A 26504-nucleotide genomic window follows, 5' to 3' on the forward strand; every position below is an offset into this window, starting at 1 on the left:
CGGGCGTGGGCCCGGTCACCAGGGGAGGGGCTCCAGTTCGCGGTCGACGCGGCGCCAGTCGAGGACGGCCGCGACGACCGGGTGCGCCTCCCCGAGAATCCGGCGGAGCTGGACGAGCAGGGGCTCGCGCAGCACCCGCGCCTCGTCGGTCCGTCTGACGTCGCGCAGGGTGACGGCCAGGTCGGCCTCGCAGATCAGCGTGGTGGGGTGGTAGGGCCCGAGGACCGCGCGCAGCCGGTCGAGGGTGTCCCGCTGCAGCTTCTCGGCCTCGGCGTGGTCCTGCAGGTCTCCCAGCACATTGGCCACGTTGACGGCACAGGCGAGCGAGAAGGGGTGATCGGGCCCGACCTTGCGCCGCAGCGTCGTGAGGGTCCGGGTGCCCAGCGACCGGCTCTCGTCGGTCTCCCCGAGGTGGCGCAGGTAGACCGTGAGGTTGTTGGCCGCGATCAGGGTGTACGGGTTGTCCGCGCCCAGCTTGCTTTCGTAGTTGGCCCTGACTTCGGAGGCGAGTTCGAACGCCCGTCGTCTGTCGCCCGCCGTGGCGAGGTCGCAGGCGAGACTCAGCTTGCACGCGACGGTGTCGGGCGCGTCGGGACCGAAGCGCTGGAGACAACGCTCGTAAGTCGTCTCCGTGAGCCGCCGCGCCTCCGCGATCGCGCCGGTCTCCCGCAGGGACACGGCGAGGCTGCGCGCCGTGTTCAACGTGTCGGGAAGCTCGGGGCCGGACACCTCGGCGTAGCTGTTCAGCGTTTCGCGCAGCAGGTCGGCCGACTTCGCGTACTCCCCGGCTTCGCGGACGTCCAGCGCGAGGTTCGTCTCGGACAGGAGTGTGAAGGGGTGCGCGGGACCGAGCACCTCACGGCGCTTGTCCGCGGTCTCCTGGTCGAGCCGGCGTGCCGCGCCGATGTCGCCGACATGCCGCAGGGCGACGGCCAGGTTGTTGGCCGCCGCGAGGACGCGCGGGTGGTCGTCGAAGAACAGTTCCTTGGTTCGCGCGTAGGTCTCCTGCTCCATCCGCAGCGACTCGGACAGCTCACCGAGGGCCCGCAGGTCCGCCGCGAGGCTTCCCGCGGTCTGCAGCGTGTGGGGATGCGGGTCGGGCAGAACACGGCGCTGGTCGTCGAGGATCGCCCGGTTGAGTTCGCACGCCTCGCGGTACCTGCCCTGGGAACGCAGCACGTTTCCCATGTGGAACCGCAGGTAGAGCGTCTGCCGGTCGTAGTCGCCGAGCTTCCTGACCCACAGTTCCTCCAGGCGGCGCCCGAGGTTCAGTGCCGGGTCGAACTCGCCCCGCCGATACAGGTACCGCACGCGGTCGATCAGCAGTTGCCGGGTCTGCTCCTCGTCACAGTCCTCCGCGTTGGACGGGGCGAGGTGCGGCCAGATCTCGTCGTACCGCGGCCAGTTGCCGGGGTCGTCGGTGTCGCCCTCACGTGGGCGGGCGCCCAGGAGGATGCGGTGCACCTCGTGGACGGTGCGCTCGCGCTCGTCGTCGTCCATCTGGTCGCGCAGCACGGCCTGCACCAGTCTGTGCACCTGTACGGAGTTGTTGCGCTGGTCGACCTTGGCGAGGGCGAACCTGTTCAGCTCGCGCACCAGCCGCCCGATCATGATCTTTTCGCGCAGCGAGTCGTCGTACGGGACCAGGCAGCGCACGGTCTCGTCGCCGTACAGCATGGACAGCGACACCGGTTCCGCGGCGAAGAAGGCCAGCAACTGCAGCAGCCGGACCGCCGCGGGTGACTTCTCCTGCAGACGCTGGAACGACACGTTCCAGGTGGCGGCGACAGGGGTCGGATAGGTCGGGGAGTCCCCGAGCGCGAGCGTCCTCACGGGCTGCTTGGAGAGCTTGTCGACGTACTCGTCCACGCTCATGCCGGTCTCCTGCAGCCACGCCCCGGCCTGCTCGATGGCGAGCGGCAGGTCGCCGAGCGCGGCCGCCACCCGGTCGGCGTCGTCGTCCCTGAGATCGACCACGCGGCGCCGCAGGTGCTCCAGGCTCTCCTCGCGGGTGAAGACGTCGATCTCCAGCGGCTTGGCGACCTGCGACCAGGTCTGGCTCCGCGACGTGATCAGCACGTGCCCGGAGCCTCCCGGCAGGTACGTCTGCACGTCCTCCGCGCTGTTGGCGTTGTCGAAGATGAGCAGCCAGCGGGCGTACGGCTCGCCTCGCCGCAACGCGTCCTTGGCCGCCAGCGCCGCCTCCGCCAGGTTGTCGCCGATCCTGATGCCCAGCCGCTCGGCCAGGTCGGCCATCGCTCCGTTCAGCAGTTCCGGCTGCTCGGCCGACACCCACCACACGACGTCGTAGTCGCTCATGAACCGGTGGGCGTACTCGATGGCCAGCTGGGTCTTGCCCACGCCGCCGAGTCCGAACAGGGCCTGGGTGCGGCCCTCCTGCACCTGGGTCACCACGGCCTGGCTGCCGCCGACGAGCTGATCCCGCAGACGCTCCAGCACCTCACCGCGGCCGGTGAAGGCGGCGTTCCTGGTCGGCAGGTTCAGGATGGCGGGCTGGATGCCGGGATACCGCGGCGTCCCTCCCTGGCCGGCGGCCTCGGCCCCCGCCGGGCGGTCGAGGGCGCGCAGCAGTGCGGCGGCCGCGTGCTGCTCGTCCAGCCGGAACAGGTCCAGCGCGGGCGGGTCGGCGTACGACTGTGGGATCCGGACGTCCGACACTCGGACAGGAAGGAGGTTGAGGGACAGCGCGGCAGGCCCCTCGGCGGCGTGCCAGGTCTCCCGGGCCTGCCGTGAGCGCAGGTAGGCGGGGGACAGCAGCGCGACCGTGCGGCCCGCCGCCTCCGGCGGCCGCGCCTGCCCGCTCTCGTCCTCCTCGCGTTCGACCCCCTGAGTGCGCACCCGCATGCCGGTCTGGGTCAGCACGGCGGCGATCCACTCCGCCCACAACCGGTCCTCGGGCACGTAGCTCAGGGTGACGTCGTTCGACAGCGACGGGCGGCGCCGGACGAACAGCTCCCGGTAGCTCAGCCGCAGGTCCTCGTCCAGCGGAGGAAGGGACCCGACCCGGCCTGCGGTGATGACGCCTGCGAGCCGCTCGTAGGCGGCCAGCAGCGAGCCGGGGGAGCCGGGCGCGTCACCGAAGGTCGCCAGGGTCTCCTCGTACGCGTAGAACGGCTTGTAGGGGATCTCGACGGCCCCCCAGTAACTGCCGGCCTGATCCTGGCCGACGCCGCTGGGGAACCCCTCGAACTGGCTGCGGGCGAAGGCCCGGCCGGCGTCGAGCTTCTCCTTCTCCGCGTCGTCCACGCGCATGGGGATCGGGAGGATCCTGATGCGGCGGTCGGGGAACCGCTCGGCGATCTCCGCCGCGACCCGCGCGGCTCCCTCGATGCTCTGGTCGCTGAGCGTGAAGCAGGTCACCACGGTGTCGGGGAAGTGAACCGTGCAGATGTCGGCGATGTCGCTCAGGCCGGTGCGGCTGTCGATGAGCACGTAGTCGTAGCCGCGCCGCATGTCCACCCGCAGGGCGTCGAGGAACTGTCCTCCGCCCAGCCGCTCGTAGAAGTTGTCCCAGTCGAAGGTGGACACCAGCGAGGAGTAGTCGCGGTTCTGCCGCCCGGCGGGCAGGAAGTCGAGGGAGCCGCCGTCGGGGAAGTGGGGCCACTCGACCGACACGACGTGCCGTCCCACGCTCGCGTACGGGGTGTGCCAGTCGGCGGGACGCGGGTCGGGACGGGTCGCGGCCCAGGCGAAGTCCTTGATCAGGTCGATCACGCCGGCCGTGCCGCCGATCATCTCCCCGTCGAGGAAGGGCCGGAAGAACTTGTGCAGGCCGGGAGACTCCAGGTCCCAGTCCACGACCAGCACGCGGTGACCGTTGGAGGCGAGGATCCAGGCCGTGTTGGCCAGCGCCATCGTCCTCCCCGTCCCTCCCTTGTAGGAGTAGAAGGTGACGATGTGGCCGTCCCGGAACTCGGTCATTGCCTCCCCTTACGTCCTGCGGGGTCATCGGGCGCATGGGCCTCGGGCGCGGGATCGTCCGGCGTGAGCGGCCACAGTCGCGGGCGGCCACTGCCGGGCACCTGCGGCGGGAACGCCCGTCCGTGCCGCAGATAGGAGTTGCCCGCGGCCTCCACCGCCGGCCGTAGCGCGGTCTCGAAGCCGGCCACGGTGGAGGTGTCGCTCACCGCCCGGCGCGCGGCAGGCCGGCCCTGCGCCAGCTTCGCGGGCAACAGGGCGCGCAGGGCGGCGCGCAACTCGGCCGCGTTCTGGCTGGTCTGGGAGTCGGTGCGACTCCACGGCACGACCACGCCCACCCACGGTTTGCCGGCCTGGTCGAACGCCTCGAGTAACGGGCGGAACTGCGGGTCGAGGGCCGTCCACACGTCCAGCAGCACGATCCCGGGGCACGTCGGCGCCCCTGCGCCCAGCAGTTCGTCGTGATGGTGGAGGAAGGTTCCGACGTCGGGTTCGAAGCCCAGACGCCGCACGATGCCGGCGGCGACCTCGGCCACCGAGCGGAGGTCCTCGGGGTGGTAGGGATTCCAGTCGCACGGAGAGGACCCGTAGAACCGCGCATCCCGCGGTGCCGTGCGCGTGGCCGTCGTGTGCGCGAGGACGGCTATCAGGAAACGGCGTTCCTCGTCGCGGTTGAAGGCGCTCTTTATGCTGCCGTAGTCGGGCGGAGTGATCGGGGGGAGTCGCACTCCCTCGGCCACCTCGATGATCCGCTGAGCCAGCGCGTCCACGGCGGACTTGTAATGGTCGCGGTGTCTCCTGATCTTCATCAAGCCGTAGAGGCCTCGTTCGAGATAGTGCGCCCCGAGGTCCGGATGGGTGAATTGAATGGATTTGACCATATCTGGCAGTTCGAAGTCCGGAACCGGAACCCAGAACGCGGGGACGATCACTTCGGGAATGTCCCGCCGTCCGTCAAGATGCAGTCGCCTGCGCAGGTCGAAGGCGGCCCATTCCTTGCCGCACTGCTCGCTTCGGAAGTAGCGCCGCGAGTAGAGGGGGACGAAGACCCGGCAGGTCGCCAGCTCTCTGGCCAGGCGCTTGTCCCACTCGACGCCCGGGAGGATGTCCATGTCCATGAAACCCGGGGGAACGCCCGCGGGAAGAGATGTGTGCTGCAGGATCTCCCGGCACAGCTCTTTGTAGAGCTTTTCCACGAGAAGGTTGGGGTTCTCGTCCTCGGGATGAGTGCGAGGTGTGCGTGCGTAACTCAGGAAGAAATACGGGAGATGGCCTTCAGCACCCGAGGTACCAGCCACCACACCTCCCGCGCGCCGCCGTTCCCTCACTATAGGCTCTCACCTCAGGTGCGACACTAATTTCGCATTATTCCTCTGCTCGCCTCCGTTTTTCGGACAACCACCGTTCGGCGAAGGTCACGGCCGCCGGGAGTGAGAACAGCCTGCTCTCCGCTTTTCCGACCCGGCCCCGCCTGATCTTTTCGGACCGCTCGAGCGCGGCGCCGCACTTCGCGAAATGGCTGTCGTCGAGCACGACGTCGTTGTAGTGGGTCCAAACGGCCCGCCCGTCGATTCTCACCACGCACCCGTACCGGGCCTGCGGCGGATCGGGCCGGTACCGGTATTCGGCCAGGTGGAAAGCACTGCACTTGTCGTACCCGACGCCGAGCAAGAGCACCATCGCACCCGTCCTCGCCAGCTTGGCCAGCGGCGACTCCTCCCCGAGGTGGCTTTTGAGTTCGTGGTCGGCCATGAGCCATTCCGCGCTCGGGCCGACGGCGGCGAAGGAGGTCTGCGGATGCTCGCTGCGGACCGCGCTCTTCAGCGTCCGCACGTGCTCCGACAGCACTCCGCACTCGATCGCGGAACTCTCCCGGACGTCGAAGGCGGGGATGCCGTCGCGGTACCGCCTCGCCTCCTCCTCGGTCATCCACTGAACGGCCTTCATATAGGAGCGCGATGTGTTCGAGTTGGCGGACGTGAAAGTGGGGACGACGAGCGTGCCCTCGGTGCCGAGGACCTTCATCAGGGCGTCGGCCAGTGTCGCGACCCCTCCGTCGATCCTGCCGATGCTGCGGAGCGAGGCGTGCACCAGCACGGTCTGGCCGGACTGCAGGCCCAGCCGCTGCAGAGCCTCAACGAGCGTGTCCCGTCCGAGGGTGAGATCCGCGCGGCCGGGGATCGCGTTCGGCGCCGCAGGCGATACCGGGGGGGCGAAGACAGGAAGGAGCCGGGCGGCGAACGCGAGGACGGACAGAAGTAGGCCCGGCATCGCCTCACCTCTGCCGGGAACCCGCGGGCAGAGGCAGGCGGGCGGCGGCCTCCGCCAGCCCCGCGGCGAATCGACGTCCCACGGCGGAGCGCGCGCCGCCGGTGATCCGGCTGATCGCCGTCCTCAGCCGTGCGATCTCCTCATCGCCGAGGAGTTCGGCGACGGACAGCAGTCCGTATGCGTCGGACAGCAGGAGCTCCAGGTCCGCGTCGCCGGCGGCGAGGTCGAGCAGGTCGAGCAGCCCACCGAGCTGGGCCCGGTGGAAGTGCTCGACGAACAGCCGGGCGGTCGTCGCCGGATCGGCGCCGAGCGGGAGGGCGACCGCGCCGTAGGCCGTGCGGCTCGACGCCCCGGCCGCGCCGCTCGGCAGGGGTGTCACGACGCGCAGCCCGGCCAGTACGGCGGCGCGCCTGTCGGCGGTCAGCGAAGCCAGCGCCGCGCCGACGACCTCGCCCAGGGCGGCGGCCGCCTCGCCGGTCAGGCGGTCCTCGACGGGCGTGCCGTAGCAGTCGCGATATGGATCGACGTCGTCGAGCAGCAGGCCGGGCCCGGTCGCCTCCAGTGTGCGGACGGGCTCCCAGAGCGGGCTGTCCTGCGACAGCCACGGGCCGTCCGCCCGTACCGCGAACGATCCGTCGTGGGCCTCCACCTCGGCGCGATCCCTGCCGCCGGTCCGCATCCGCCCGAGTCCGGGCAGATGAAGGAAGTTCCCGACCACGGGCACACTGACCTTCACGGCCAGACCGGTCCGTACGGCGGCGACCGCGGCGACGGCCGCGAGATGACCGGCGTCGGCGGCGGTGAGCCGGGCGGGGCCGGCGGTCGCGCAGCGCGTCGCCCAGGCGTGGACGTAGGGGTGGCTCAGCAGGTCGTCCACCGCGGCGCGGTCCGTCCGCTCTGCGTTCAGGAGGATGGACCACGACTCCTGGTCGGCGACGACCGTCGCCGCGCGCCGCGCCGCCAGACGGGCCCTGCTGAGCTGCGGAGCACGCAGCTGGGCGACATCATCCGCCGAGGCGTTTCCCGACGCGAGAGCGTCCAGCGTGGCGATCGGCAGCCGGTGAACGGGGACCGGAGTGCTCTGCCGCTCGTATTCGACCAGGTGGGAGATCAGCCGGAACAGGTCCGCGCAGTAGACCGAGGGATTGTCGAAACCGTTGCCGGTCCGGTAACGGTGCGCGTACAGGCCGCCGCCGCAACTGGCCACGACCGGGCATCGGCGGCACTCCTCGGCCAGCGAGTCCAGACCTCCTTGGCGCGCGGCGAAGCCGGGGTGGAGTGCTGCCTCACTCAGCGAGTGGCGGAAGACGTCCAGTCCCGTCGCGGGCGCGCCGTCGTAGGCGGTCTTCAGGGAGTCGGCCTGCTCGTAGGAGCCGTCGGTCTCGATGACGACGAGGTCGGACGGACGCAGTCCGAGCGACTCGGTCTGGCTGTCCCCGCCCGAGGCGGTCAGAATGATCGAGTCGAACATCCTGACCGGGACGGGTCTGCCGTCCGCGCGCCACCGGTCGTGCACTGCGATGAGCCAGTCGGCGTACGCGGTCTCCTGCCCGCCGGGCCGCAGCGGCGGGTGGTCCCACGTGGCGTGTGGCAACAGGAAGTCGACGCGTGGAGGGCGCAGCGCGACCAGCGCTTCATAGACCGCGATGGGATCATTGCGGACGTCGATCGTGCACAGCAGCCCGGCATAGAGATGCCGGTAGTGGTCCCGCAGCAGGGTGATCGCGCGGACGACCTGCTCGTAGCTGCTGTGGCCGTTGGCGTAGAGCCGATGGCGGTCGTTCGCCAGGCGGTCGCCGTCGATCGAGATGCCGACCTTGATGCCTTCGTCCGCGAACATGTCGCAGTACCCCCGGGACAAGAGCACGCCGTTGGTGTGGATGCGCAGGTCGAGATCGCAGACGCCCTCCACCGCCCCACGGAGCGTCCGCGAGAATCGCCGGAGCCGCTCGATTCCGGCGAGGAGGGGCTCTCCGCCGTGGAAGACGACGTGCGTCGTCGGGATTCGATGCGCGGCGGCATGCTCCGCTATCCGATCCGCCACCTGAACGGCGGTCTCGTCGGACATCACCATCGGCCGTTCCCGCCAACTGGTGTCGGCGTGCTCGTACACATAGCAGTGGTCACAGGCGAGGTCGCACCGGCTTGCAACCTTCAGTACAACCTGCCGGAACGGCGCGATGGGCGGCTGCATTGCGGGAGATTTCTAAATCAGATGGCCGAATTGAAGCGCATGGCGGATGCATCCGGCAGACAGTCCAGCTGCTCCGACAGAGCCATCTCGCTTGTGTCGGGAATCGCTGTCGGAATGCTGTCATTGATGGCGTTGGGCATAGCGGCACCCTATTTCGTGGTCCAAGGAATAGGTTTGCCCGACCCTGCGGAGCATACGGGGACTCCACCGTTTCCGCAGATGGCGCAAGCTATGCCTTCGCGTCGGTCCCCTCTGTACCGCCTAGATCAAAGCTCTATCAGCCTAGCCCATAGTGACTGGTTATGTGAGCGCTTCGCAGGAAAGCTTTGCGCTTTGCTGGCGACTCACACGGGAGGGGGAGGATGGGCCGTCCGAAGGTTGGCGCGCTCGTTATGGTCGACCATGTGATATTCATTTCAGGGCTATCTGGGCGATTTATATCGTTAAGCGTTATATATTAAGTTTATGCCAGTTAGTGAAGAAAGGGTGGATGAGTGCTCGGCGAGCCGGATACAGTGAACGACGTGAGCGAGCCGCTGGTGCGGCGGATGCGGGAGTTCGGCACGACCGTGTTCGCCACGATGACGAAGCTGGCCGTGGAGACGGGCTCGATCAACCTGGGCCAGGGCTTCCCGGACACCGACGGGCCGGAGCGCATGCTGGAGCGCGCGGTCGAGGCCGTGCGGAGCGGTCTCAACCAGTACCCGCCCGGACCGGGCCTTCCAGAGCTGCGGCAGGCGGTCGCCGAGCACCGCAAGCAGTGGTACGGCCTCTCCTACGACCCGGACGGGGAGGTCCTCGTCACCGTCGGCGCCACCGAGGCCATCGCCGCGGCGATCCTCGCGCTCTGCGAACCGGGTGACGAGGTGGTCGTCTTCGAGCCCTACTACGACTCCTACGCCGCGGCCGTCGCGCTCGCGGGAGCCGTGCGCAGGGCGGTCACGCTGCGTGTCGACGGGGGGCGGTTCACCTTCGACCCCGCCGAGCTGGAGGCCGCGATCACGCCCCGCACCCGCGCGATCCTGGTGAACTCGCCGCACAACCCGACCGGGACCGTGTTCACCCGCGAGGAGCTGGAGTGCGTCGCCCGGATCTGTCTGGAGCACGACCTGATCGCGGTGACCGACGAGGTCTACGAGCACCTCGCCTTCGACGGCGTCGAGCACGTTCCGCTCGCCACGCTGCCCGGCATGCGCGAGCGCACGGTCATGATTTCCTCCGCGGGCAAGACCTTCAGCGTCACCGGCTGGAAGACCGGCTGGGTGTGCGCTCCGGAGCCGCTCGCGGGCGCCGTGCAGGCGGTCAAGCAGTTCCTCACCTTCACGGCGAACGCCCCCTGGCAGGCCGCGGTCGCGTACGCCCTGCGGGAGGAGATGGAGTGGGTCGCGGCCCAGCAGGCGGCCCTGCAGTCCAAGCGGGACCGCCTCGTGACGGGTCTGACGGAGGCCGGCTTCGACGTGCTCCGGCCGGCCGGCACCTATTTCGTGCAGACCGACATCCGGCCGCTCGGCTTCGACGACGGTCTGGAGCTGGCCCGGCGGCTGCCCGAGCTGGCTGGGGTGGTGGCCATCCCGACCCAGGTCTTCTACGACCACCCCGCACGGGGCCGTCACTACCTGCGCTTCGCCTTCTGCAAGCGGGACGAGGTCATCGCCGAGGCGGTGACACGCCTCCGCCGCCTGGGCGGCGGTCAGGCGTGATCGCGACCGGCTGCCGGCTCTCGGCCGACGGTATCGGCGTGACACCGCTCCGTAGGATGACGGCATGGCCATGACGCTTCGCCTGACCGATGAGCAGACCGAGGCCCTCCGGCGGCGCGCCGAGAGGGAAGGCCGGAGCATGCGGCAGATCGCCTTGGACGCGATCGACGACTACCTCACCCGCGTGGCCGACGACGAGTACACCGACATTTTGGCCGAGAAGGGGGCCAAGCGTTTCGCGGACCTTCTGCGCAGGCTGGGAGAATGATCCGCTACATCAGCCGTGAGCAGGGGCTGCGCATCGCCCGCCACGCGACGGGAGCGCCGATCGAGGTTCGTGACATCGGGCTCTTCGAGGCGGCGCTGCTTCGTCCGCAGACGTCGTTGCTCGGGCGGGACGCCTACCCGGATCTGCCGACCAAGGCCGCGGCCATCCTGCACTCGATCCTCTCCAACCACCCGTTCGTGGACGGCAACAAGCGAGCGGGCTGGCTCACGACGTACGTCTTCTGTGCGAAGAACGGAGTGGAGATCGAGCCGCAGGACGACGACGCCGCCTACGATTTCGTGATCGCGGTGGCGTCGGGGAAGCTCACCGAGGTCGGCGAGATCGCGGACGTGTTGCGCGGCTTCACCGCCGCATCCTGAGCACACGGATCGTGCCGCCGGCGACGAGCGGGGTCGCCAGCCACAGGAAGGGCACCGCGGTGACCGCCCACGCGCTCGCCACGGCGGTCAGCAGCCAGTAGATCCCGATGGCCCAGTAGACGCAGGCGTTGCCGCGCAGGCGGCGCAGGTCGGCGTCCGGCTGGTACAGGCGCTGCGCCAGCACCAGAGTGAACAGCGCGCCTTGACACAGCAGCAGGACGGCCTCGCTGCCGGCGAACAGGCCGGTCGCCAGGGCCCTGCCCTCCGCCTCGCCCGGCAGGGAGTCGGCGTTGGCCTCGCCGAAGACCGACGTCGTGTACGGCAGCACGGCCACGAAGAACAGCAGCGGGATGTGCAGCAGGAGCATCGACTGGGACGCCCGCTCGATCTGGTCGAACAGCGTGTGATGGGCCCGCCAGGCGAACCAGAGCATGAGAAAGGCGATGGCGAAGGCCATGAAGGAGCCGAAGTGATCGCCGAAGAACGCCCCCAGCCGCCGGAAGTCCTCGCTCTCCGGGCGGGGGAGTTCCAGGGCGAGCAGCGTGATGGCGATCGCGAAGATCGCGTCGGTGAAGACACCGACGCGTTCGTGCGTGAGCCCGGGACGCACCTGAGGCGTGGCCATGCGGATCTCCATAAGAGGGGGGCAGTGGCGAGCATTCTGGCAGAAGTCGCCTCAGATGTGAGCCGGTCGGGCGACGGGACGCTCTTGCCAGGACCCCGGCGGAGACGGTCCTGCCGCTCGGTGCCGAACGCGTGTGCCGAGCTTGGTGAAATCTGCCCATGGATGCGGCAGGGGTGGGCGAGACTCGCCAATGAAGGCCCCGATGGGGCTGGATAGTTTCCGGATGTGGGCGGACGCGTACTGATCGCACTGGGCGGCAACGCCATGACGGCTCCCGACGGGAGCGCGTCTCCGGCCGACCAGCAGCGGGCGATCGGTGAGGCGATGGCCAGCGTGGCGGCGCTGAGCAGGGCCGGGCACGAGGTGGTGCTCACCCACGGCAACGGCCCCCAGGTCGGCAATCTCCTGCTGAAGAACCAGCTCGCCGCCCACGTCGTGCCGCCGGTGCCGCTCGACTGGTGCGTGGCCCAGACGCAGGGCACGATCGGCACGCTCGTTATGAACGCCCTGCAGCGCGAGCTGGGGCACGCCCGGGTGGCGGCGATCGTCACCCGCACGCTCGTGGACCCGGCCGATCCGGCGTTCCAGGACCCCGTCAAGCCGATCGGGCGGTACTTCGGAGAGGACGAGGCACGCCGATTCGAGCAGCACGGCCAGGTTTGGCGGCAATTCGACCGCGGATGGCGGCGGGTGGTCGCCTCGCCGCGGCCTGTGGAGATCCTGGACGCCCCCGCGGCCGTCGCGCTCATCGACGCCGGATTCACCGTCGTCGCGGCGGGGGGCGGGGGAGTGCCGGTCGTGCGCGGGGCGGACGGCACGCCGGCCGGAATCGAGGCCGTGATCGACAAGGATCTCGCCGCCGCGGCGCTGGCGGTCGCCGTCGGCGCCACCGACCTCGTGATCGCGACCGACGTGCCGTACGCCGCCGTCGACTTCGGCACGCCTCGCGCCCGCCCCATCGGGGAGATCGACGTGGCCGCCCTGCGCGGGCTGCAGGCGGCCGGTCACTTCGCCGGAGGCAGCATGGGGCCCAAGGTCGAGGCCGCCCTGTGCTTCGCTGAGGAGACCGGGGGACGGGCCGTGATCACCTCGCTGCACCACATCGGTGCCGCGCTGTCAGGAAATATCGGTACGAGGGTGTACAGAGGGGTGGAGAGATAGTGCCGGATCCGATCGAGGTACGGAAGGTCCCCATCGAGAGCGTCACCGACGCCTCCGGGCTGGCGAGGCTGATCGACGACGGTGTGATCGAGGCCGACCGCGTGCTTGCCGTGATCGGCAAGACCGAGGGCAACGGCGGCGTGAACGACTACACGCGGATCCTGGCCGACCGGGCCTTCCGCGAGGTGCTCATGGCCAAGGGCACGCGCACCGCCGAGGAGGTCGCGCAGGTGCCCCTGGTGTGGTCGGGCGGCACCGACGGCGTGCTCAGCCCGCACGCGACGGTCTTCGCGACCGTCGATCCGGCCACGGCCGTACGGACCGACGAGCCGCGGGTGAGCGTCGGCGTGGCGATGAGCGAGGTGATCCTCCCCGAGGACGTCGGCAGGCCCGCCATGGTCGAGAAGGTGGCCGCCGGGGTGCGCGAGGCAATGAAGATCGCCGGCATCGACGACCCGGCCGACGTGCACTACGTGCAGACCAAGACGCCGCTGCTCACGTTGTCCACGATCACCGACGCCAAGGAGCGCGGCCGGACGGTGGTCACCGAGGACACGCTGAAGTCGATGGACATCTCCAACTCCACCACGGCGCTCGGCATCGCGGTCGCGCTCGGGGAGATCGAGACGCCCTCGGCCGAGCAGATCCACAAGGACCTGTCGCTCTACTCGTCGGTCGCCTCGTGCTCCAGCGGCGTAGAGCTCGACCGGGCGCAGATCGTCGTGGTGGGCAACGTACGCGGGATCGGCGGGCGCTACCGCGCCGGACACTCGGTCATGAAGGACGCCCTGGACACCGGCGGGATCTGGGAGGCCATCCGCGGCGCGGGCGTCGATTTGCCGGAGCGCCCGCACCCGGACGATCTCGGCGACCGGCTGGTGAACCTGTTCATCAAGTGCGAGGCCGACCCGTCGGGCCGGGTGCGCGGGCGGCGCAACATCATGCTCGACGACTCCGACGTCCACTGGCACCGCCAGATCAAGGCGACCGTCGGCGGGGTGGCGGCGAGCGTGACCGGCGACCCGGCCGTGTTCGTCTCCGTGGCGGCGGTGCACCAGGGGCCGTCCGGCGGAGGACCCGTGATCGCCATCGCCGACCTCGCGTGATCTTGTAGTTTGTCGCATCGGTGCCGCCCGGCCTGCGCGTGAAGCCTTGGTGATCACGCAGAAATCCGGGCGTACGCGCCCCCGCCTGCGGCGATGTCCTCCGTGACCTTGCAGTCCGGAGGCGGCCTCCGCTGGCGGTAGGGTCGGGAGACGTGCCATCGATTCCGCAGCCCCTGCGCCCCGACGACGACGGCGGCACTGACACGTCCGTCGCGTCGGCGCTGTCGGCGTTCCAGGCCGGCACGGCGACGGCGGCCGACGTCCTGACGGCGTTCGCCGGGACGAGGCTGCTGGTGCCCGTGGTCGCGCTGCTCACCGAGTCGGAAGTGGGGGAGCACGGCCTGCGCCAGGAGAAGGAGAGCGAGATGGCCCTCCCGAAACTGGTCGGCAAGGACGGTCGTGAGGCCGTGCTCGCCTTCACCGGGACCGAGCCGATGCGCAGGTGGCGGGCGGACGCCCGGCCGGTGCAGGCCACGGCCCCGCAGGTCTGCCAGGCGGCGCGGCACGAGAGCGCCGCCGCCGTGGTGGTGGACGTGGCCGGTCCGGTCCCGTTCGTGATCGAGGGCGGCATGCTGCAGGCCCTCGCCACGGTGGAGGAGGCCAAGAGGGACGCCTCCGCCGTGGACCGCCTCGCCCGCGAGGTGCCGGGCGCCACGGTGGCCCGTCTGGGGACCGCCGATCGCCCCGGGGACACGGAGGACAGGCGCCGGGGCCGCTGGTGGAGCCGCCGCCGCGCCTGAGCGGCCTCGGCCGCCTGGTCGTTCACACGGACGCGGTCGCTGAACAGCAAACGCGGTGGTCGACCGGAACGCGGTGGTCGACCGGAACGCGGTGGTCGACCGGAACGCGGTGGTCGACCGGAACGCGGTGGTCGACCGGAACGCGGTCGTCCACAGGAGCTCGGTCGTCCACAGGGAAGCCGCACCCCGGCTCTCGGCGGCGCGCGGGCGTTAGTGTCGGCCACGTGTCCGTCGTCGTCCTCGCCACCGCCGTCCTCGGCCTGATCGCCGGCGCGTACGCGCGGGCGGCCGCCGCCGGCTTCGACGCGGAGCCGGACGACCGGCGGGAGAGCCGCCGCGAGAGCCGCCGCGGAGAGGCGCGGAGGGCTCTGGCGGCGGCGGCCCGCACCGTGCCGCTGCCCCGCCCGCCGTACGCGGTCGAGGTCGCGACCGCGCTCGCCGCGGCGCTGGTGGCCTGGCGCGTCCACGACGGCTGGGTGCTCGCCGCATGGCTGTACGCCGTGGTCGCGGGGTCCGCGCTCGCGGAGATCGACCGGAGGACCTGGCGGCTGCCCGACGCGATCACCCTGCCGTCGTATCCGATCGTGCTGGCGCTGCTCGCGCCGTCGGGCCGCCTGCTGCCCGCGTTGGCGTCGGGCTGCGCGCTCGGCGCCGTCTACGCCGCGCTGTGGTTCGCCCGCCCCGCGGGCCTCGGGCTCGGCGACGTCAAGCTGGCCGGGCTGATCGGCCTGCTCACCGGCGCGCTCGGCGTGCAGGCCACGGTCGTCGCCGGGATGGCGGGCCAGGTCCTCGGCGCGCTGTACGCCGTGGGGCTGCTCCTGGCCCGCAGAGCCACCCGCACGACCGAGTTCCCGTTCGGCCCGTTCATGCTCGCGGGGGCGCTCGTCGCAGTGGCCTTTCCCGGGGCCCTTCCCTGGGACTTTCCGGGTGGGTAGCACGCGCGGTTTCCCGGCCAGGGGGGATCGGCGTACGGTCATGGGGGTGTCAGGGGGACGCCGCAGTCGGGCGCACATGGAAGACTTGTCACCATGCTGCGCTGGTTGACTGCCGGGGAGTCACACGGCCCCGAGCTTCTCGCGATCCTGGAAGGCCTGCCCGCCGGGGTGGAGGTGACCACCGCCGACCTCGCTGAGGCACTGCGCCGCCGCCGTCTCGGATACGGCCGCGGAGCGCGGATGAAGTTCGAGCAGGACGAGGTGACGATCTCCGGCGGCGTACGGCACGGCCGCACGCTCGGCTCGCCCGTCGCGGTCCGCATCGGCAACACCGAGTGGCCGAAGTGGGAGACCGTGATGGCGGCCGACCCGGTGGACCCGGCGACGCTGGAGGGCCAGGCGCGCAACGCGCCGCGGTCGCGGCCCCGCCCCGGCCACGCGGACCTCGCCGGCATGCAGAAGTACGGCTTCGACGACGCGCGGCCGGTCCTCGACCGCGCCAGCGCCCGGGAGACCGCCGCCCGGGTGGCGCTCGGCCAGGTCGCCCGCGCCTTCCTCAAGCAGGCCCTCGGCGTCGACATCGTCAGCCACGTGGTCTCGATCGGCGAGGCCGTCGCGCCCCGCGACGTGCTCCCCGGCCCCGGCGACATGGAGGTGGTGGACGCCGATCCGGTGCGCTGCGTCGACCCGGCCGCCAGCGCGGCGATGGTCGCCGAGATCGACAAGGCGCACAAGGACGGCGACACCCTCGGCGGCGTGGTCGAGGTCGTCGCCTACGGCCTGCCGCCGGGCCTCGGCAGCTACACCCACTGGGACCGCCGTCTCGACTCCCGCCTCGCCGGGGCGCTCATGGGCATCCAGGCGATCAAGGGGGTCGCGGTCGGCGACGGCTTCGAGACCGCCCGCCGCCCCGGCTCGCGGGCCCACGACGAGATCGAGAACACTCCCGAGGGCGTGCGCCGGCTGACCAACAGGGCCGGCGGCGTCGAGGGCGGCATGACCAACGGCGAGCCGCTGCGGGTCAGCGCCGCGATGAAGCCGATCTCCACCGTGCCCCGCGCGCTCGCCACGGTCGACGTGCTGACCGGCGAACCGGCCACGGCGCACCACGAGCGCTCGGACGTCTGCGCGGTCCCGGCCGCCGCGATCGTCGCCGAGGCGATGGTGGCGCTGGTGCTCGCGGACGCCGCCGTCGAGAAGTTCGGCGGCGACTCCGTCGAAGAGGTCGCGCGCAACCTGTCGGGCTACCTGTCGTCCCTGGTCATCAAGTAATAGGGTTTGTGATCATGCAATCGGCGCCCCAAGGCCCCGCCGCGGTCCTCATCGGCCCGCCCGGCTCGGGCAAGTCCACGGTCGGACGGCTCCTCGCGGACCGCCTCGGCCTGCCGTTCCGCGACACCGACGCCGACGTCGAGGCCGTCGCCGGCAAGACCGTCAGCGACGTGTTCGTGGAGGACGGCGAGGAGAGGTTCCGCGAGCTGGAGGCGCAGGCCGTGCGCGACGCGCTGGAGACGCACCCGGGCGTGCTCGCGCTCGGCGGCGGCGCGATCCTGCACGAGCACACCCGGAAGCTGCTGTCCGGCCACCGGGTCGTGTACCTCCAGGTCGGGCTCGACCAGGCGGTCAAGCGGGTCGGCCTCGCCTCGGCCCGCCCGCTGCTGGTGCTGAACCCGCGCAGCCGGCTCAGGCAGCTGATGGAGCAGCGCCGTCCGATGTACGAGGGCCTCGCCGCGATCACCGTCGCCACCGACGGCCGTGAGCCCGAGGACGTGGTGACCGAGATCGAGGCGGCGCTGTGACGCCGGCACGCATCACCGTGCGCGGCGAGAGTCCGTACGACGTGGTCGTCGGCACCGATGTGCTGCCGGAGCTGCCGGGCCTGCTGGACGCGAAGGTGCGCACGGTCGCCGTGATCCACCCCGCCGGGCTGCCCGAGATCGCCAGACCGGTGCGCGAGACCCTGGAGGGCGCCGGATTCGAGGTCGTCGCCCTGCCCGTGCCCGACGGCGAGGAGGCCAAGTCCGTCCACGTCGCGGCCGAGCTGTGGTCGGCGTTCGGCCGGTACGGCATCACCCGTTCCGACGCGGTCGTCGGCGTCGGCGGCGGGGCGACCACCGACCTGGCCGGGTTCGTGGCCGCGACGTGGCTGCGCGGCGTCCAGGCCGTGCAGGTGCCGACCACGCTGCTGGCGATGGTGGACGCGGCGGTCGGCGGCAAGACCGGCATCAACACCCCCGAGGGCAAGAACCTGGTCGGGTCCTTCCATCCGCCGAAGGGCGTGCTGTGCGACCTGGCCACGCTGGCGAGCGTGCCGCGCGAGGACTACGTCGCCGGCCTCGCCGAGATCATCAAGGGCGGGTTCATCGCCGACCCCACGATCCTCATGCTGATCGAGGACGACCCCGCCGGCGCCCGCACCCCCGAGGGTGAGCACACCCGTGAGCTGGTCGAGCGCAAGATCCAGGTGAAGGCCGACGTCGTCGGTGCCGACCTGCGCGAAAGCGGCCTGCGGGAGATCCTCAACTACGGCCACACCCTCGCCCACGCCGTCGAGCGGGTCGAGGACTACCGCATCAGGCACGGCGAGGCCGTGGCCATCGGGCTGGTCTACGCCGCCGAGCTGTCCCGGCTCGACGGCCGCGTCGGCCGCGACGTCGTGGACCGCACGCGCTCGATCCTGGAGTCGGTCGGGCTGCCCACCTCCTACCGCGCCGACGCCTGGCCGCGGCTGCGTGAGCACATGCGTGTGGACAAGAAGGCCAGGGGAGCGGTGCTGCGGTTCGTCGTGCTCGACGACGTCGGCAGGCCCGCCCGGCTGGAGAACCCCTCGGAGGAACTGCTCGAAGCCGCGTACCGGGAGGTCGCCCGATGAGGCAGGTGCTCGTCCTGAACGGGCCCAACCTGGGCCGTCTCGGCAGCCGGGAGCCCGACGTCTACGGCGCGCAGACCTTCGACGACCTGGCGGCCCTGTGCCGCGAGATCGGCCGCGAGCTGGGCCTGTCGGTGGAGGTCAGGCAGACCGACGACGAGGCCGAGCTGGTGAGCTGGATCCACGAGGCGGCCGACAGCAGGACCCCCGTGGTCCTCAACCCCGCCGCCTTCACCCACTATTCGTACGCGTTGCGCGACGCGATCGCGCAGCGTACGGCTCCGCTGGTCGAGGTGCACATCTCCAACCCGAACGCGCGGGAGGAGTTCCGCCACACCTCGGTCGTGGCGGCGGTGGCCACCGGGACGATCGCGGGGTTCGGCATGCGGTCGTACGAGCTCGCGCTGCGCGCGATCGCCGACATGGACGAGTGACGAAAGAAGAAATCATGCACTACCGGTCGTATGTGGCGGTCGGCGACAGCTTCACCGAGGGACTCAACGACCCCCTCGTGGGCGCGCCCCCTCCGGTGCCGGGGGAGGTGGTCCGTTACCGCGGCTGGGCCGACCGGGTCGCCGAGCGGCTCGCCTTACTCGAACCGGACTTCCGCTACGCCAACCTCGCGGTGCGGGGGAAGCTGATCGACCAGATCGTCGCCGACCAGGTGCCCGCGGCCGTCGGGCTGAGGCCCGACCTTATCAGCTTCTGCGCGGGCGGCAACGACCTCATCCGCCCCGGCGCCGACCCCGACCAGATGGCCAAGAAGCTGGCCGCCGCCGTGCGCGACCTGCGGGCCTCCGGCGCCGACGTCGTGCTGTTCACCGGGACCGATCCCCGGGACACCCCGATCATGCGCCGCGTGCGCGGCAAGTTCGCGATCTTCTTCATGCACGTCCGCTCGATCGCCGACCTGTACGGCTGTCACCTGGTGGACATGTGGTCGATGCAGGGGCTGCGGGACTGGCGGGCCTGGAGCGGCGACCGGCTGCACATGAACGCCGAGGGCCACCGCCTGGTCGCGGCACGGGTGCTGCATGTGCTGGGCGTGCCGACCGAGGACGACTGGCGCAAGACCTGGCCGCCCCGGGAGCAGGTGGACCCGAGGGCCAAGCGCCGTGAGGACGTGCAGTGGCTCAGGGAGCACTTCGGCCCGTGGATCGGGCGGCGCGTTCGCGGCACGTCATCCGGCGACGGCCTCGCCCCCAAGCGGCCCGAGCTCGGCCCGCTGCCCCCTGCTCTCTGACCCTGCGCCCTCTCCCTGACCCTGCTTCCTGAACCTGCTTTCTCACCCTGCTTTCTGAACCGGCTCCTCCGTGCAGGCCCGCGCGGCGGTGACAGCCCGTCTTCGCCGACGACTACGCCGGCGTGCCGGGCTGCGCCGCCGCGCGGCGCAGGCTCCGTGATATCCAGGGCGGGCAGTCCGGATCGCCTTGGGCCTCCGAGGCGGTGAGCCAGAGGAATCCCTCCACCTCCTCCGCCGAGGCGGCCACGGGCTGGGCGTGGGGCGGCATCGTCGCCCGGAAGACCACGTTGACGACGGGGTCGCCGTCGTCGGTGACGAAGAACCCGCTCTCCACGTAGGAGAGTGCGGTTCCTGTGATGTCGACCCCGATCTCCTCGGCGACCTCACGCCGTGCCGTCTCCTCAAGCACATCGAGCCCCGCGCCGTCGGGCTCGACCTTGCCGCCCACGCCGGCGAGCATGCCCGGTGCGTGCGCCTCCCGCCTGCCGCGCCGGATGAGCAGCCACCGGCCGTCTCGCTCCAGGAAGACCTCGACGTTCACGACGAAGGCCGGTCGGCCGCCCTGGGTGAGGCACTCCGACATGACAGGGGCGTCAGCGCTCATGCCCCGCACTTTACGTGTGATCGCTCGGGCCTCACGCCCTACCCGAGGCGCGGACGGCGCCGTCCCGGCCCAACCACCAGCGCTGTCCGGCCCAACACACCGGCGACACCGGCAGCCCGAACACCGGCGGCCCGAACACCGGCAGCCCGGACGGCGCGGACACCGCCTCAGACCGGAGCAGGTCCCACCACGGTCCGATGCGCGACAGGCGGCCATCGCGCGAAGATCCTGCTCCACGGTCACCGGCGCAGGGGACACCGATGCCGGATGCGAGCAAGGGGAGTGACGATGGCGTGGAAACGATGGCCCCTGTGGCTGCATGGACGGGTGTGGCGGGGTGGACGGTGTGGCGGCGAACCAGTGTGGCGGCGTGGACGGGTGTGGCTGCTCGTCGTGCTCGCGGCCCTGCCGATCGCGGCGGCCGCCGTCGTCGCGGTGGTCTTTCCTTCGGTCGCCGCAACGACCTGTCCCACCTGTTACGGGCTGGAGCGCCTGGCCCCGGGCGTCTACGCGGAGTCGGGGCTGCCGCCGGACCGGAGGCGGCAGGTGGTCTCCACCGTGGAGGAGGCGGAGCGGCGCGTCCGCGACTTCTACGGCGGCAGGCAGGCCTCTCCCCGGATCCTCGCCTGCCTCGGCGACCGCTGTTACCGCCGGATCGGCGGTGGAGGGGAACGGGGCGTCGCGGTGCTGAACCGCGCGGTGATGCTGTCGCCCGACGGCGTGGATCCGGTCATCGCCTCCCACGAGATGTCGCACGTCGAACTGCACGCCCGCCTGGTCACGGATGACGCGGTGCCGCAGTGGTTCGACGAGGGCCTGGCCGTTCTCGTCTCCGGCGACCCGCGCTACCTCGCTCCGGAGACGGCGGCCAACCGTTGCCTGGTGAGCACGGACGCCACACTGCCGGTGACGCTGGACGCCTGGTTGCGCGCGGCCGGCGCGGACGCGCGCACCTACGCGGAGGCGGCGTGCCGGGTGAGCCGATGGGTCACCGCGAGCGGCGGGCCGCGCGCCGTGCTCGACCTCGTACGGCGCCTGAACGCGGGGGAGGCATTCGGCGCGGTCACGAAGATGTGAGCTCCACCCTCCCCGGCCTGAGCTCCACCCTCCCCGGCCTGAGCTCCGCCTCCCTGGCCTGAGCTCTGCCCTGTTGGCCTGGCTCCGTCTCCCTGGCCTGAGCTACGCCTCCCTGGCCGAGCTCCGCCCGCGCCGGCCAGGCTCAGGAGCCGGCGGTGAGGCGGCGCAGGGCGTCGCGGACCTTCGCGGGATCGGTGGTGCGCCAGAAGGGCGGCAGCGAGTTGAGCAGGAACCCGCTGTAACGGGCGGTGGCGAGCCTCGGATCGAGAACGGCGACGACACCCCGGTCGTCCATCGATCGCAGCAGCCGGCCCGCGCCCTGCGCCAGCAGCAGCGCGGCGTGGGTGGCCGCCACCGCCATGAAGCCGTTGCCCCCCGTGGCCGCCACGTGCCGCTGCCGGGCCGAGGCGAGCGGGTCGTCGGGGCGTGGGAACGGGACCCTGTCGATGATCACCAGGGTCAGCGACGGGCCCGGCACGTCGACGCCCTGCCACAGCGACAGCGTGCCGAACAGGCAGGTGGCGGGGTCGGCCGCGAACTGCTTGACGAGCTGTGAGGTCGAGTCGTCGCCCTGGCAGAGCAGCGGCACGTCGAGCCGCTCCCGCAGCACCTCCGTGGCGGCCTTCGCGGCCCGCATGGAGGAGAACAGGCCGAGCGTCCGGCCGCCGGCCGCCTCGATGAGCTCGGCGATCTCGTCGACGTACGCCTCGGGCAGGCCGTCACGGCCGGGCTGGGGGAGATGCGTGGCGACATAGAGGATGCCCCGGCGCGGGTGATCGAACGGTGAGCCGACGTCGAGGCCGGTCCACTCCCCGGCGCGCAGGCCCCACTGGCGGGACAGGCTGTCGAACGAGCCGCCGAGTGCGAGCGTGGCGCTGGTGAGGACGACGGTGCGGTCGCCGAACAGCTTGTCGCGCAGCATGCCGCCGACCGACAGCGGCGCCACCCGCAGGGTGGGAGGAACGCGCCCGCGCCCCTCCTCCAGCCAGACGACCTCCGCCCGGTGGACCTCCTCGGACCGGGCGCCCTCCGGGCCGCCGTTCGCGCCACGCTCCGAATCCCGCGGGTCCCCGGTGTCCTCCGCGTCGTCTCCGGTCTCGTCGCGACCGGCCGCCGGGCCGAAGGCGTCGAGCATCCGCTGGGCGGTGTCGTGCACGTCGTCCAGCGCGGTGAAGGCGGCCTTGCGCAGCCCGGCGTTCTCCGGGTCGTCCTTGTCCTTGTTGCGCGGTCCGAGGGCCGTGATGCAGGCGAAGGCGGCGTCGCGCACCAGCGCGAGCGTCATCCCGAGCGACCCCGGCAGCGTGTCGACGCGGCCGGGCGGGGCGACGGCCAGCAGGGAGCGCAGGTCCTCACCCGCCTCCTGGAGCCGGTCGGCGATGCCCTGTTCGACCAGCCGTCCGGCGCGGCGCGCGGCGAGGCTCACCGTGCTGTCCGACAGCTCTCCGGTGACCACCGACGTCACCCGGTCGACCAGCTCGTGCGCCTCGTCCACCACGACCACGTCGTGCTCGGGCAGGACCGCGAAGTCCTCCATGGCGTCGATCGCCAGCAGCGCGTGGTTGGTGACCACGACGTCGGCCTCGCCCGCGCGCTCCCGCGCGAGCTCGGCGAAGCAGTCGGCGCCGCTGGGGCACCGCTGGGCCCCCAGGCACTCCCGGGCCGTCACGGAGAACTGCCGCCAGGCCTGGTCGCTCACGCCGGGCACGATCTCGTCGCGGTCGCCGGTCTCGGTGTCGTTGGCCCAGTCCTGGATGCGCTGCACCATCCGCCCGGTGGCGCTGACCTCGCGCGGGTCGAAGAGCTGGTCGTCCTCGTCCTCGGGTATCCCGTCGGCCATCTTGTGGCGGCACAGGTAGTTGCGGCGGCCCTTCAGGATCGCGAACTCGGGCCGGTGCGGCAGCAGGCTCTCCAGCGTGTCGGCCAGCCGGGGCAGGTCACGGTCGACCAGCTGGCGTTGCAGCGCGATCGTGGCGGTGGACACCACCACGGCCTTGCCCTTCTCGGCCGAGTACCTGATCGCGGGCACGAGGTAGGCCAGCGACTTGCCGGTGCCGGTGCCGGCCTGCACCGCGAGGTGCTCCTCGCTCTCGACGGCGTCGCGCACCGCCTGCGCCATCTTGACCTGCCCGGGCCGCTCGACGCCGCCCAGTGCGGTCACCGCGGCGGTGAGGAGTTCTTCGACGGGCGGAAGCTCGGAACGGTCCTTGGGCACGGAAGAACGCTACCCGGTGTCACCGACATCCTGTGCGTGTCCGCCCCACCACATCCTGGCGTTCCAGGAACTCCCTCCCAGCACGCGTGGCACACTGAGATGTCAGTGCTCTCATGGTCAACGGCGATCTACCCAGTGAGGTCGAAAAGGGACGAAACGGAAGTTTCGCGAGGGTTCCCGAGATCGAGTGGACGGAAAAGGGCAGGTAAAGGCACTATGTCTGCCATGTCGGAAGTTGTCCCACTGCCATCGTTCGGCGAGGTGTTCTTCGACGCGCGAGGTCAGGATCGTGTGCTCAGGGTCACGTGGCACGACGGCACGCTGGTGCTGAGCCTGTGGCGGGGCGAGATGTGCACGGCCAGTTTCCGCATGCCCATGAACGACGTGGGACGGCTGATCGACACTCTCGACGACGGTTTCGCGGAGGCGGGCGGCGAGGAACAGGACGCCGGGACGGGACCGTTCCCGCGGCAGGGAGCGGCGGGCCAGGACGGCTACGCCCCGCAGGAGGCGTACCCCCCGCACCCGCAGGACCCGGGGCAGGACGCCTACGCGACCCAGATCCACGACCCGTACGCCACGCAGGTCCACGATCCGTACGCGGCCGAATCCCCGGACGCGTACGCGGCGCGGGCCCAGGACGCCTACGCCGTGCCCGACGGGTACGCCGGGCAGCCCGACGGATACGCGGCACAGGACCCCTACAGCGCGCCCCGGAACCCGTCCCAGGTCCCGTACGGCCAGGCCCGGGACGGGTACGCCGCCGACGAGGGCCACGCCACCGCGCCCGACGGCTACGGCCAGGCCCCGGACGGGTACGGCGGGGCCCACGACGGCTACGCGCAGGACGAGAGCGGATACGCCGCCCGGGACCGCCGCGGGCCGCACGACGCGGGGTTCCCCGAGCAGCCCGCCCCGTCCGGCTACAACTATGCGGACTATCCCGGCCCCGATTACCCGGGGACGGGGCAGTACGCCCGTCCGCCGGTGCCGCCGCCCGCCCCGGCACCCGAGGCCTACCCGGCGCCCGCCGCGCTCGGCCCCAACGACGTGCTCGTCGCCCGGGGCACGCCCACCCAGGACCGCCTCGTCGCGTCCTCGGCCCAGACCGGCCCGCAGCCGGCCTACCCCCAGGGTCCGCGATCCCAGGCCCCGCAGCCCGCGGCGGCGCAGCCTGCGGGGCAGCCGCCGGGGGCGGTCGACCCGAGCGACCCCCTCGGCCTCGGTGTGGCCCGGCCCTACGTCGACGAGCAGTACGCGAACGAGCAGTACGCGAGCGAGCCGTACGCGAACGAGCCGTACGCGAGTGAAACGCTCTACACCACGGGCGAGCGCCTGCGGCCGGACCAGTGGCCGGCCGGTCAGGCCCCGGACCAGCAGGCCGAGCGCAGCCGGAGACGGCGCGGCGGGCAGCCCTCCGCGGACTCCCCGATCCCCTGGTCGGACGAGGACGGGGAGGGATGGGATACATCCCGGGGGTGGTGAGGGCCCTCGGGGTGGTGAGACCCCCTCGGGGGTGGTGAGGGCCGCGGTCTTCGGGAGTTCCAGCTGTAAGTAACCTCGTCGTTTGATGGACACGTCAACGGCACTGCAGTTTCTCCTGCTTCCGGCCGGCGCCCTCGGCGTCGCCGCCCTGGCCCGATGGCGCGACTGGTCGGCCCCGCTGCTCCTGGTGGTGGCGGGCCTGGCCGTCTCCTACGTGCCCGGGGTCCCCGACTACAGACTCGACCCCCACATCGTGCTGGTGGTCTTCCTGCCGCCGATGCTCTACTCGGCGGCCTTGGACAGCTCATACCTGCGGCTGCGCGACGCCGCCAGATCCGTCGGCCTGCTGGCCGTCGGGCTCGTCCTGGTGACCACCCTGGTGGTCGGCTTCGTCGCGCACGCGATCATTCCCCAGCTCCCGCTCACGGCGGCCTTCGCGCTCGGCGCGATCGTGGCCCCTCCGGACGCCGTGTCGGCGGTCGCCGTCGGACGCAGGCTCGGCCTGCCGCGACGCGCCCTGACCATCCTCGTCGGCGAGAGCCTGTTCAACGACGCCACGGCGCTGACCGCCTATCGGGTGGCGATCGGAGCGGTGACCGGCGCCGCCGCCGACCTGCTCGACATCGGCGGGCAGTTCCTCCTGGCCGCCGGCCTCGGCGTGGCCATCGGCCTCGTCATCGCCTACCTCGCGGGGTTCGTGCTGCGACGGCTCGACGACGCGCTGATCGCCAACGGGGTCTCGGTGCTCGTGCCGTACGCCGCCTACCTCGCGGCCGAAGCCGTGCACGGCTCCGGCGTGATCGCCGTTGTGATCGTCGGCATCTACCTGGGCCACGAGCTCAGCCGGACGACGTACGGCACGCGGCTGCTGTCGGACGCGGTGTGGAAGGTCGCCGACCTGGTGCTGGAGTCGATCGTGTTCGCGCTGATAGGCCTGCAGCTGCGCCCGATCATCGCCGGGCTGAACGGCCAGCGGCCCGCAGAGCTGGCGACGTACGCGGTCGTGCTGTTCCTGGTGGTCGTCCTCGTGCGGATCGCGTGGGTGCCGCCCAGCACCTACCTGCCGGCCATGCTGTCGAAGCGGGTACGCGCCCGGGAGCCCAAAACGCCGTCCTGGCAGAACGTGGTGCTGACGAGCTGGGCGGGCATGCGCGGGGTGGTGTCGCTGGCCGCGGCCTTCGCCCTGCCCGAGCACTTCCCCCAGCGCAACCTGCTGCTGTTTCTGACGTTCGCGATCGTCGTGGGCACGCTGATCGTCCACGGGCTCTCGTTCCCCTGGCTGATCAGGCGGCTGGGCGTCTCCACCGCCAGGGAGCGATACGGCGACGACCTCGCGGAGGCGGGCGCCCAGCAGGCCGCCGCGGCCGCGGCCCTGGCGCGGCTGGAGGAGCTCACCTCCGAGGGCGTGCTGGACGTCCACGAAGAGGTCGTCAACCAGTTGCGCACCCGCTCCCAGCGCCGGGCCCTGCACGCCTGGGAGCGCCTCGGCGGCGGCACCGGCCCCGCGGGCGAGGAGACGCCCGCCTCGCTCTACCGGCGGCTACGCCGCGAGATGCTCGCCGCGGAACGCGAGGTGTTCGTGCGGCTGCGCGACGAGCGGCGCATCGACGACGAGGTCCTCCACCGGGTCATGCAGGAGCTCGACTTCGAGGAGGCGACGCTCGAACGCGGCTGAGCGGGCTCAGAGGACGGTCT

The 26504-nt window shown here is 71.4% G+C and carries 24 protein-coding genes; 16 read left to right on the top strand and 8 right to left on the bottom strand.

Features of this window, described 5'->3' with window-relative positions; translation table 11 throughout:
* Nucleotides 1-15: 15 nt before the first annotated feature.
* From fxsT to ACGFIB_RS11900, 5 genes are read right to left on the bottom strand one after another with little or no spacing between them, the layout of a single operon-like run.
* Entirely contained in the window at nt 16-3942 is a 3927-nt protein-coding gene (gene fxsT / locus ACGFIB_RS11880) for an FxSxx-COOH system tetratricopeptide repeat protein (protein WP_393370900.1), read from the bottom strand.
* Entirely contained in the window at nt 3939-5267 is a 1329-nt protein-coding gene (locus ACGFIB_RS11885; RefSeq protein ID WP_393370903.1) for a TIR-like protein FxsC, read from the bottom strand. The genes fxsT and ACGFIB_RS11885 overlap by 4 nt, the downstream gene beginning before the upstream one ends.
* Nucleotides 5268-5304: 37 nt before the next feature.
* On the bottom strand, nt 5305-6210 hold the full coding sequence (locus tag ACGFIB_RS11890) for an aminoglycoside N(3)-acetyltransferase (protein ID WP_357256774.1): 906 nt from the start codon (nt 6208-6210) through the stop codon (nt 5305-5307).
* A 4-nt stretch (nt 6211-6214) separates the two neighbouring features.
* Nucleotides 6215-8404 (bottom strand): FxsB family cyclophane-forming radical SAM/SPASM peptide maturase, encoded by a 2190-nt coding sequence (locus ACGFIB_RS11895; RefSeq protein WP_393370908.1) that lies wholly within the window; start codon nt 8402-8404, stop codon nt 6215-6217.
* Nucleotides 8405-8421: 17 nt separating this feature from the next.
* The gene (locus tag ACGFIB_RS11900; protein ID WP_263407801.1) at nt 8422-8544 is read right to left on the bottom strand and encodes a hypothetical protein; all 123 of its coding nucleotides are present in this window, start codon (nt 8542-8544) and stop codon (nt 8422-8424) included.
* A 384-nt stretch (nt 8545-8928) separates the two neighbouring features.
* On the opposite strand from ACGFIB_RS11900, the gene ACGFIB_RS11905 reads away from it, so the two are divergent.
* From ACGFIB_RS11905 to ACGFIB_RS11915, 3 genes are all read left to right on the top strand, one after another.
* Nucleotides 8929-10104, top strand: coding sequence for a pyridoxal phosphate-dependent aminotransferase (locus ACGFIB_RS11905; protein ID WP_142570055.1), 1176 nt, complete (start codon nt 8929-8931; stop codon nt 10102-10104).
* Nucleotides 10105-10168: 64 nt separating this feature from the next.
* A complete protein-coding gene (locus ACGFIB_RS11910; protein WP_393370912.1) occupies nt 10169-10372 on the top strand; it encodes a type II toxin-antitoxin system TacA family antitoxin in 204 nt (67 codons plus the stop codon).
* Nucleotides 10369-10752 carry a type II toxin-antitoxin system death-on-curing family toxin gene (locus ACGFIB_RS11915; RefSeq protein ID WP_393370915.1) on the top strand — a complete coding sequence of 128 codons (384 nt, stop codon included), beginning with the start codon at nt 10369-10371 and terminating at the stop codon, nt 10750-10752. The genes ACGFIB_RS11910 and ACGFIB_RS11915 overlap by 4 nt, the downstream gene beginning before the upstream one ends.
* Here ACGFIB_RS11915 and ACGFIB_RS11920 read toward each other — a convergent pair.
* Complete coding sequence (locus tag ACGFIB_RS11920; RefSeq protein ID WP_393370918.1) at nt 10736-11377, bottom strand: TMEM175 family protein; 642 nt, start codon at nt 11375-11377, stop codon at nt 10736-10738. The genes ACGFIB_RS11915 and ACGFIB_RS11920 overlap by 17 nt on opposite strands.
* 225 nt (nt 11378-11602) lie before the next feature.
* Between ACGFIB_RS11920 and ACGFIB_RS11925 the strand changes: the two genes are divergently transcribed.
* The 10 genes from ACGFIB_RS11925 to ACGFIB_RS11970 all read left to right on the top strand — a co-directional run bounded on the left by ACGFIB_RS11925 (nt 11603) and on the right by ACGFIB_RS11970 (nt 19431).
* Nucleotides 11603-12538, top strand: a complete 936-nt coding sequence (locus ACGFIB_RS11925; protein WP_393370921.1) for a carbamate kinase — start codon at nt 11603-11605, stop codon at nt 12536-12538.
* Nucleotides 12538-13644, top strand: a complete 1107-nt coding sequence (gene bar / locus ACGFIB_RS11930; RefSeq protein WP_357242782.1) for a barbiturase — start codon at nt 12538-12540, stop codon at nt 13642-13644. Before ACGFIB_RS11925 ends, bar begins: the two co-directional genes overlap by 1 nt.
* 152 nt (nt 13645-13796) lie before the next feature.
* On the top strand, nt 13797-14384 hold the full coding sequence (locus ACGFIB_RS11935) for an SseB family protein (protein WP_357242785.1): 588 nt from the start codon (nt 13797-13799) through the stop codon (nt 14382-14384).
* 55 nt (nt 14385-14439) lie between these two features.
* Nucleotides 14440-14598, top strand: a complete 159-nt coding sequence (locus ACGFIB_RS11940; protein WP_393370925.1) for a hypothetical protein — start codon at nt 14440-14442, stop codon at nt 14596-14598.
* Between the two features lie 10 nt (nt 14599-14608).
* A complete protein-coding gene (locus ACGFIB_RS11945; RefSeq protein WP_357256767.1) occupies nt 14609-15319 on the top strand; it encodes an A24 family peptidase in 711 nt (236 codons plus the stop codon).
* A 93-nt stretch (nt 15320-15412) separates the two neighbouring features.
* Nucleotides 15413-16591, top strand: a complete 1179-nt coding sequence (gene aroC / locus ACGFIB_RS11950) for a chorismate synthase (RefSeq protein ID WP_357242790.1) — start codon at nt 15413-15415, stop codon at nt 16589-16591.
* A gap of 14 nt (nt 16592-16605) precedes the next feature.
* The gene (locus tag ACGFIB_RS11955; RefSeq protein ID WP_142570070.1) at nt 16606-17118 is read left to right on the top strand and encodes a shikimate kinase; all 513 of its coding nucleotides are present in this window, start codon (nt 16606-16608) and stop codon (nt 17116-17118) included.
* The gene (aroB, locus tag ACGFIB_RS11960) at nt 17115-18191 is read left to right on the top strand and encodes a 3-dehydroquinate synthase (RefSeq protein WP_191052288.1); all 1077 of its coding nucleotides are present in this window, start codon (nt 17115-17117) and stop codon (nt 18189-18191) included. The genes ACGFIB_RS11955 and aroB overlap by 4 nt, the downstream gene beginning before the upstream one ends.
* Nucleotides 18188-18622: a type II 3-dehydroquinate dehydratase gene (gene aroQ / locus ACGFIB_RS11965; protein ID WP_142570074.1), complete on the top strand. Its 435-nt coding sequence runs from the start codon at nt 18188-18190 to the stop codon at nt 18620-18622. The genes aroB and aroQ overlap by 4 nt, the downstream gene beginning before the upstream one ends.
* Nucleotides 18623-18636: 14 nt before the next feature.
* Nucleotides 18637-19431, top strand: a complete 795-nt coding sequence (locus tag ACGFIB_RS11970) for an SGNH/GDSL hydrolase family protein (RefSeq protein ID WP_142570076.1) — start codon at nt 18637-18639, stop codon at nt 19429-19431.
* A 112-nt stretch (nt 19432-19543) separates the two neighbouring features.
* Here the strand turns inward: ACGFIB_RS11970 and ACGFIB_RS11975 are convergent, their stop codons facing one another.
* The gene (locus ACGFIB_RS11975; protein WP_393370932.1) at nt 19544-20035 is read right to left on the bottom strand and encodes an NUDIX hydrolase; all 492 of its coding nucleotides are present in this window, start codon (nt 20033-20035) and stop codon (nt 19544-19546) included.
* 378 nt (nt 20036-20413) lie between these two features.
* Here ACGFIB_RS11975 and ACGFIB_RS11980 point away from each other — a divergent pair, with 378 nt between their 5' ends.
* Nucleotides 20414-21112: a hypothetical protein gene (locus ACGFIB_RS11980; RefSeq protein ID WP_393370935.1), complete on the top strand. Its 699-nt coding sequence runs from the start codon at nt 20414-20416 to the stop codon at nt 21110-21112.
* 142 nt (nt 21113-21254) lie between these two features.
* Here the strand turns inward: ACGFIB_RS11980 and ACGFIB_RS11985 are convergent, their stop codons facing one another.
* Nucleotides 21255-23324 carry an ATP-dependent DNA helicase gene (locus ACGFIB_RS11985; protein WP_393370937.1) on the bottom strand — a complete coding sequence of 690 codons (2070 nt, stop codon included), beginning with the start codon at nt 23322-23324 and terminating at the stop codon, nt 21255-21257.
* A 225-nt stretch (nt 23325-23549) separates the two neighbouring features.
* Here ACGFIB_RS11985 and ACGFIB_RS11990 point away from each other — a divergent pair, with 225 nt between their 5' ends.
* Complete coding sequence (locus ACGFIB_RS11990; protein ID WP_393370940.1) at nt 23550-24809, top strand: hypothetical protein; 1260 nt, start codon at nt 23550-23552, stop codon at nt 24807-24809.
* 85 nt (nt 24810-24894) lie between these two features.
* A complete protein-coding gene (locus ACGFIB_RS11995; RefSeq protein WP_357242809.1) occupies nt 24895-26484 on the top strand; it encodes a Na+/H+ antiporter in 1590 nt (529 codons plus the stop codon).
* Nucleotides 26485-26504 lie beyond the last annotated feature (20 nt).

This window comes from Microbispora bryophytorum, from assembly GCF_043197435.1.
GTDB lineage: Bacteria > Actinomycetota > Actinomycetes > Streptosporangiales > Streptosporangiaceae > Microbispora > Microbispora bryophytorum.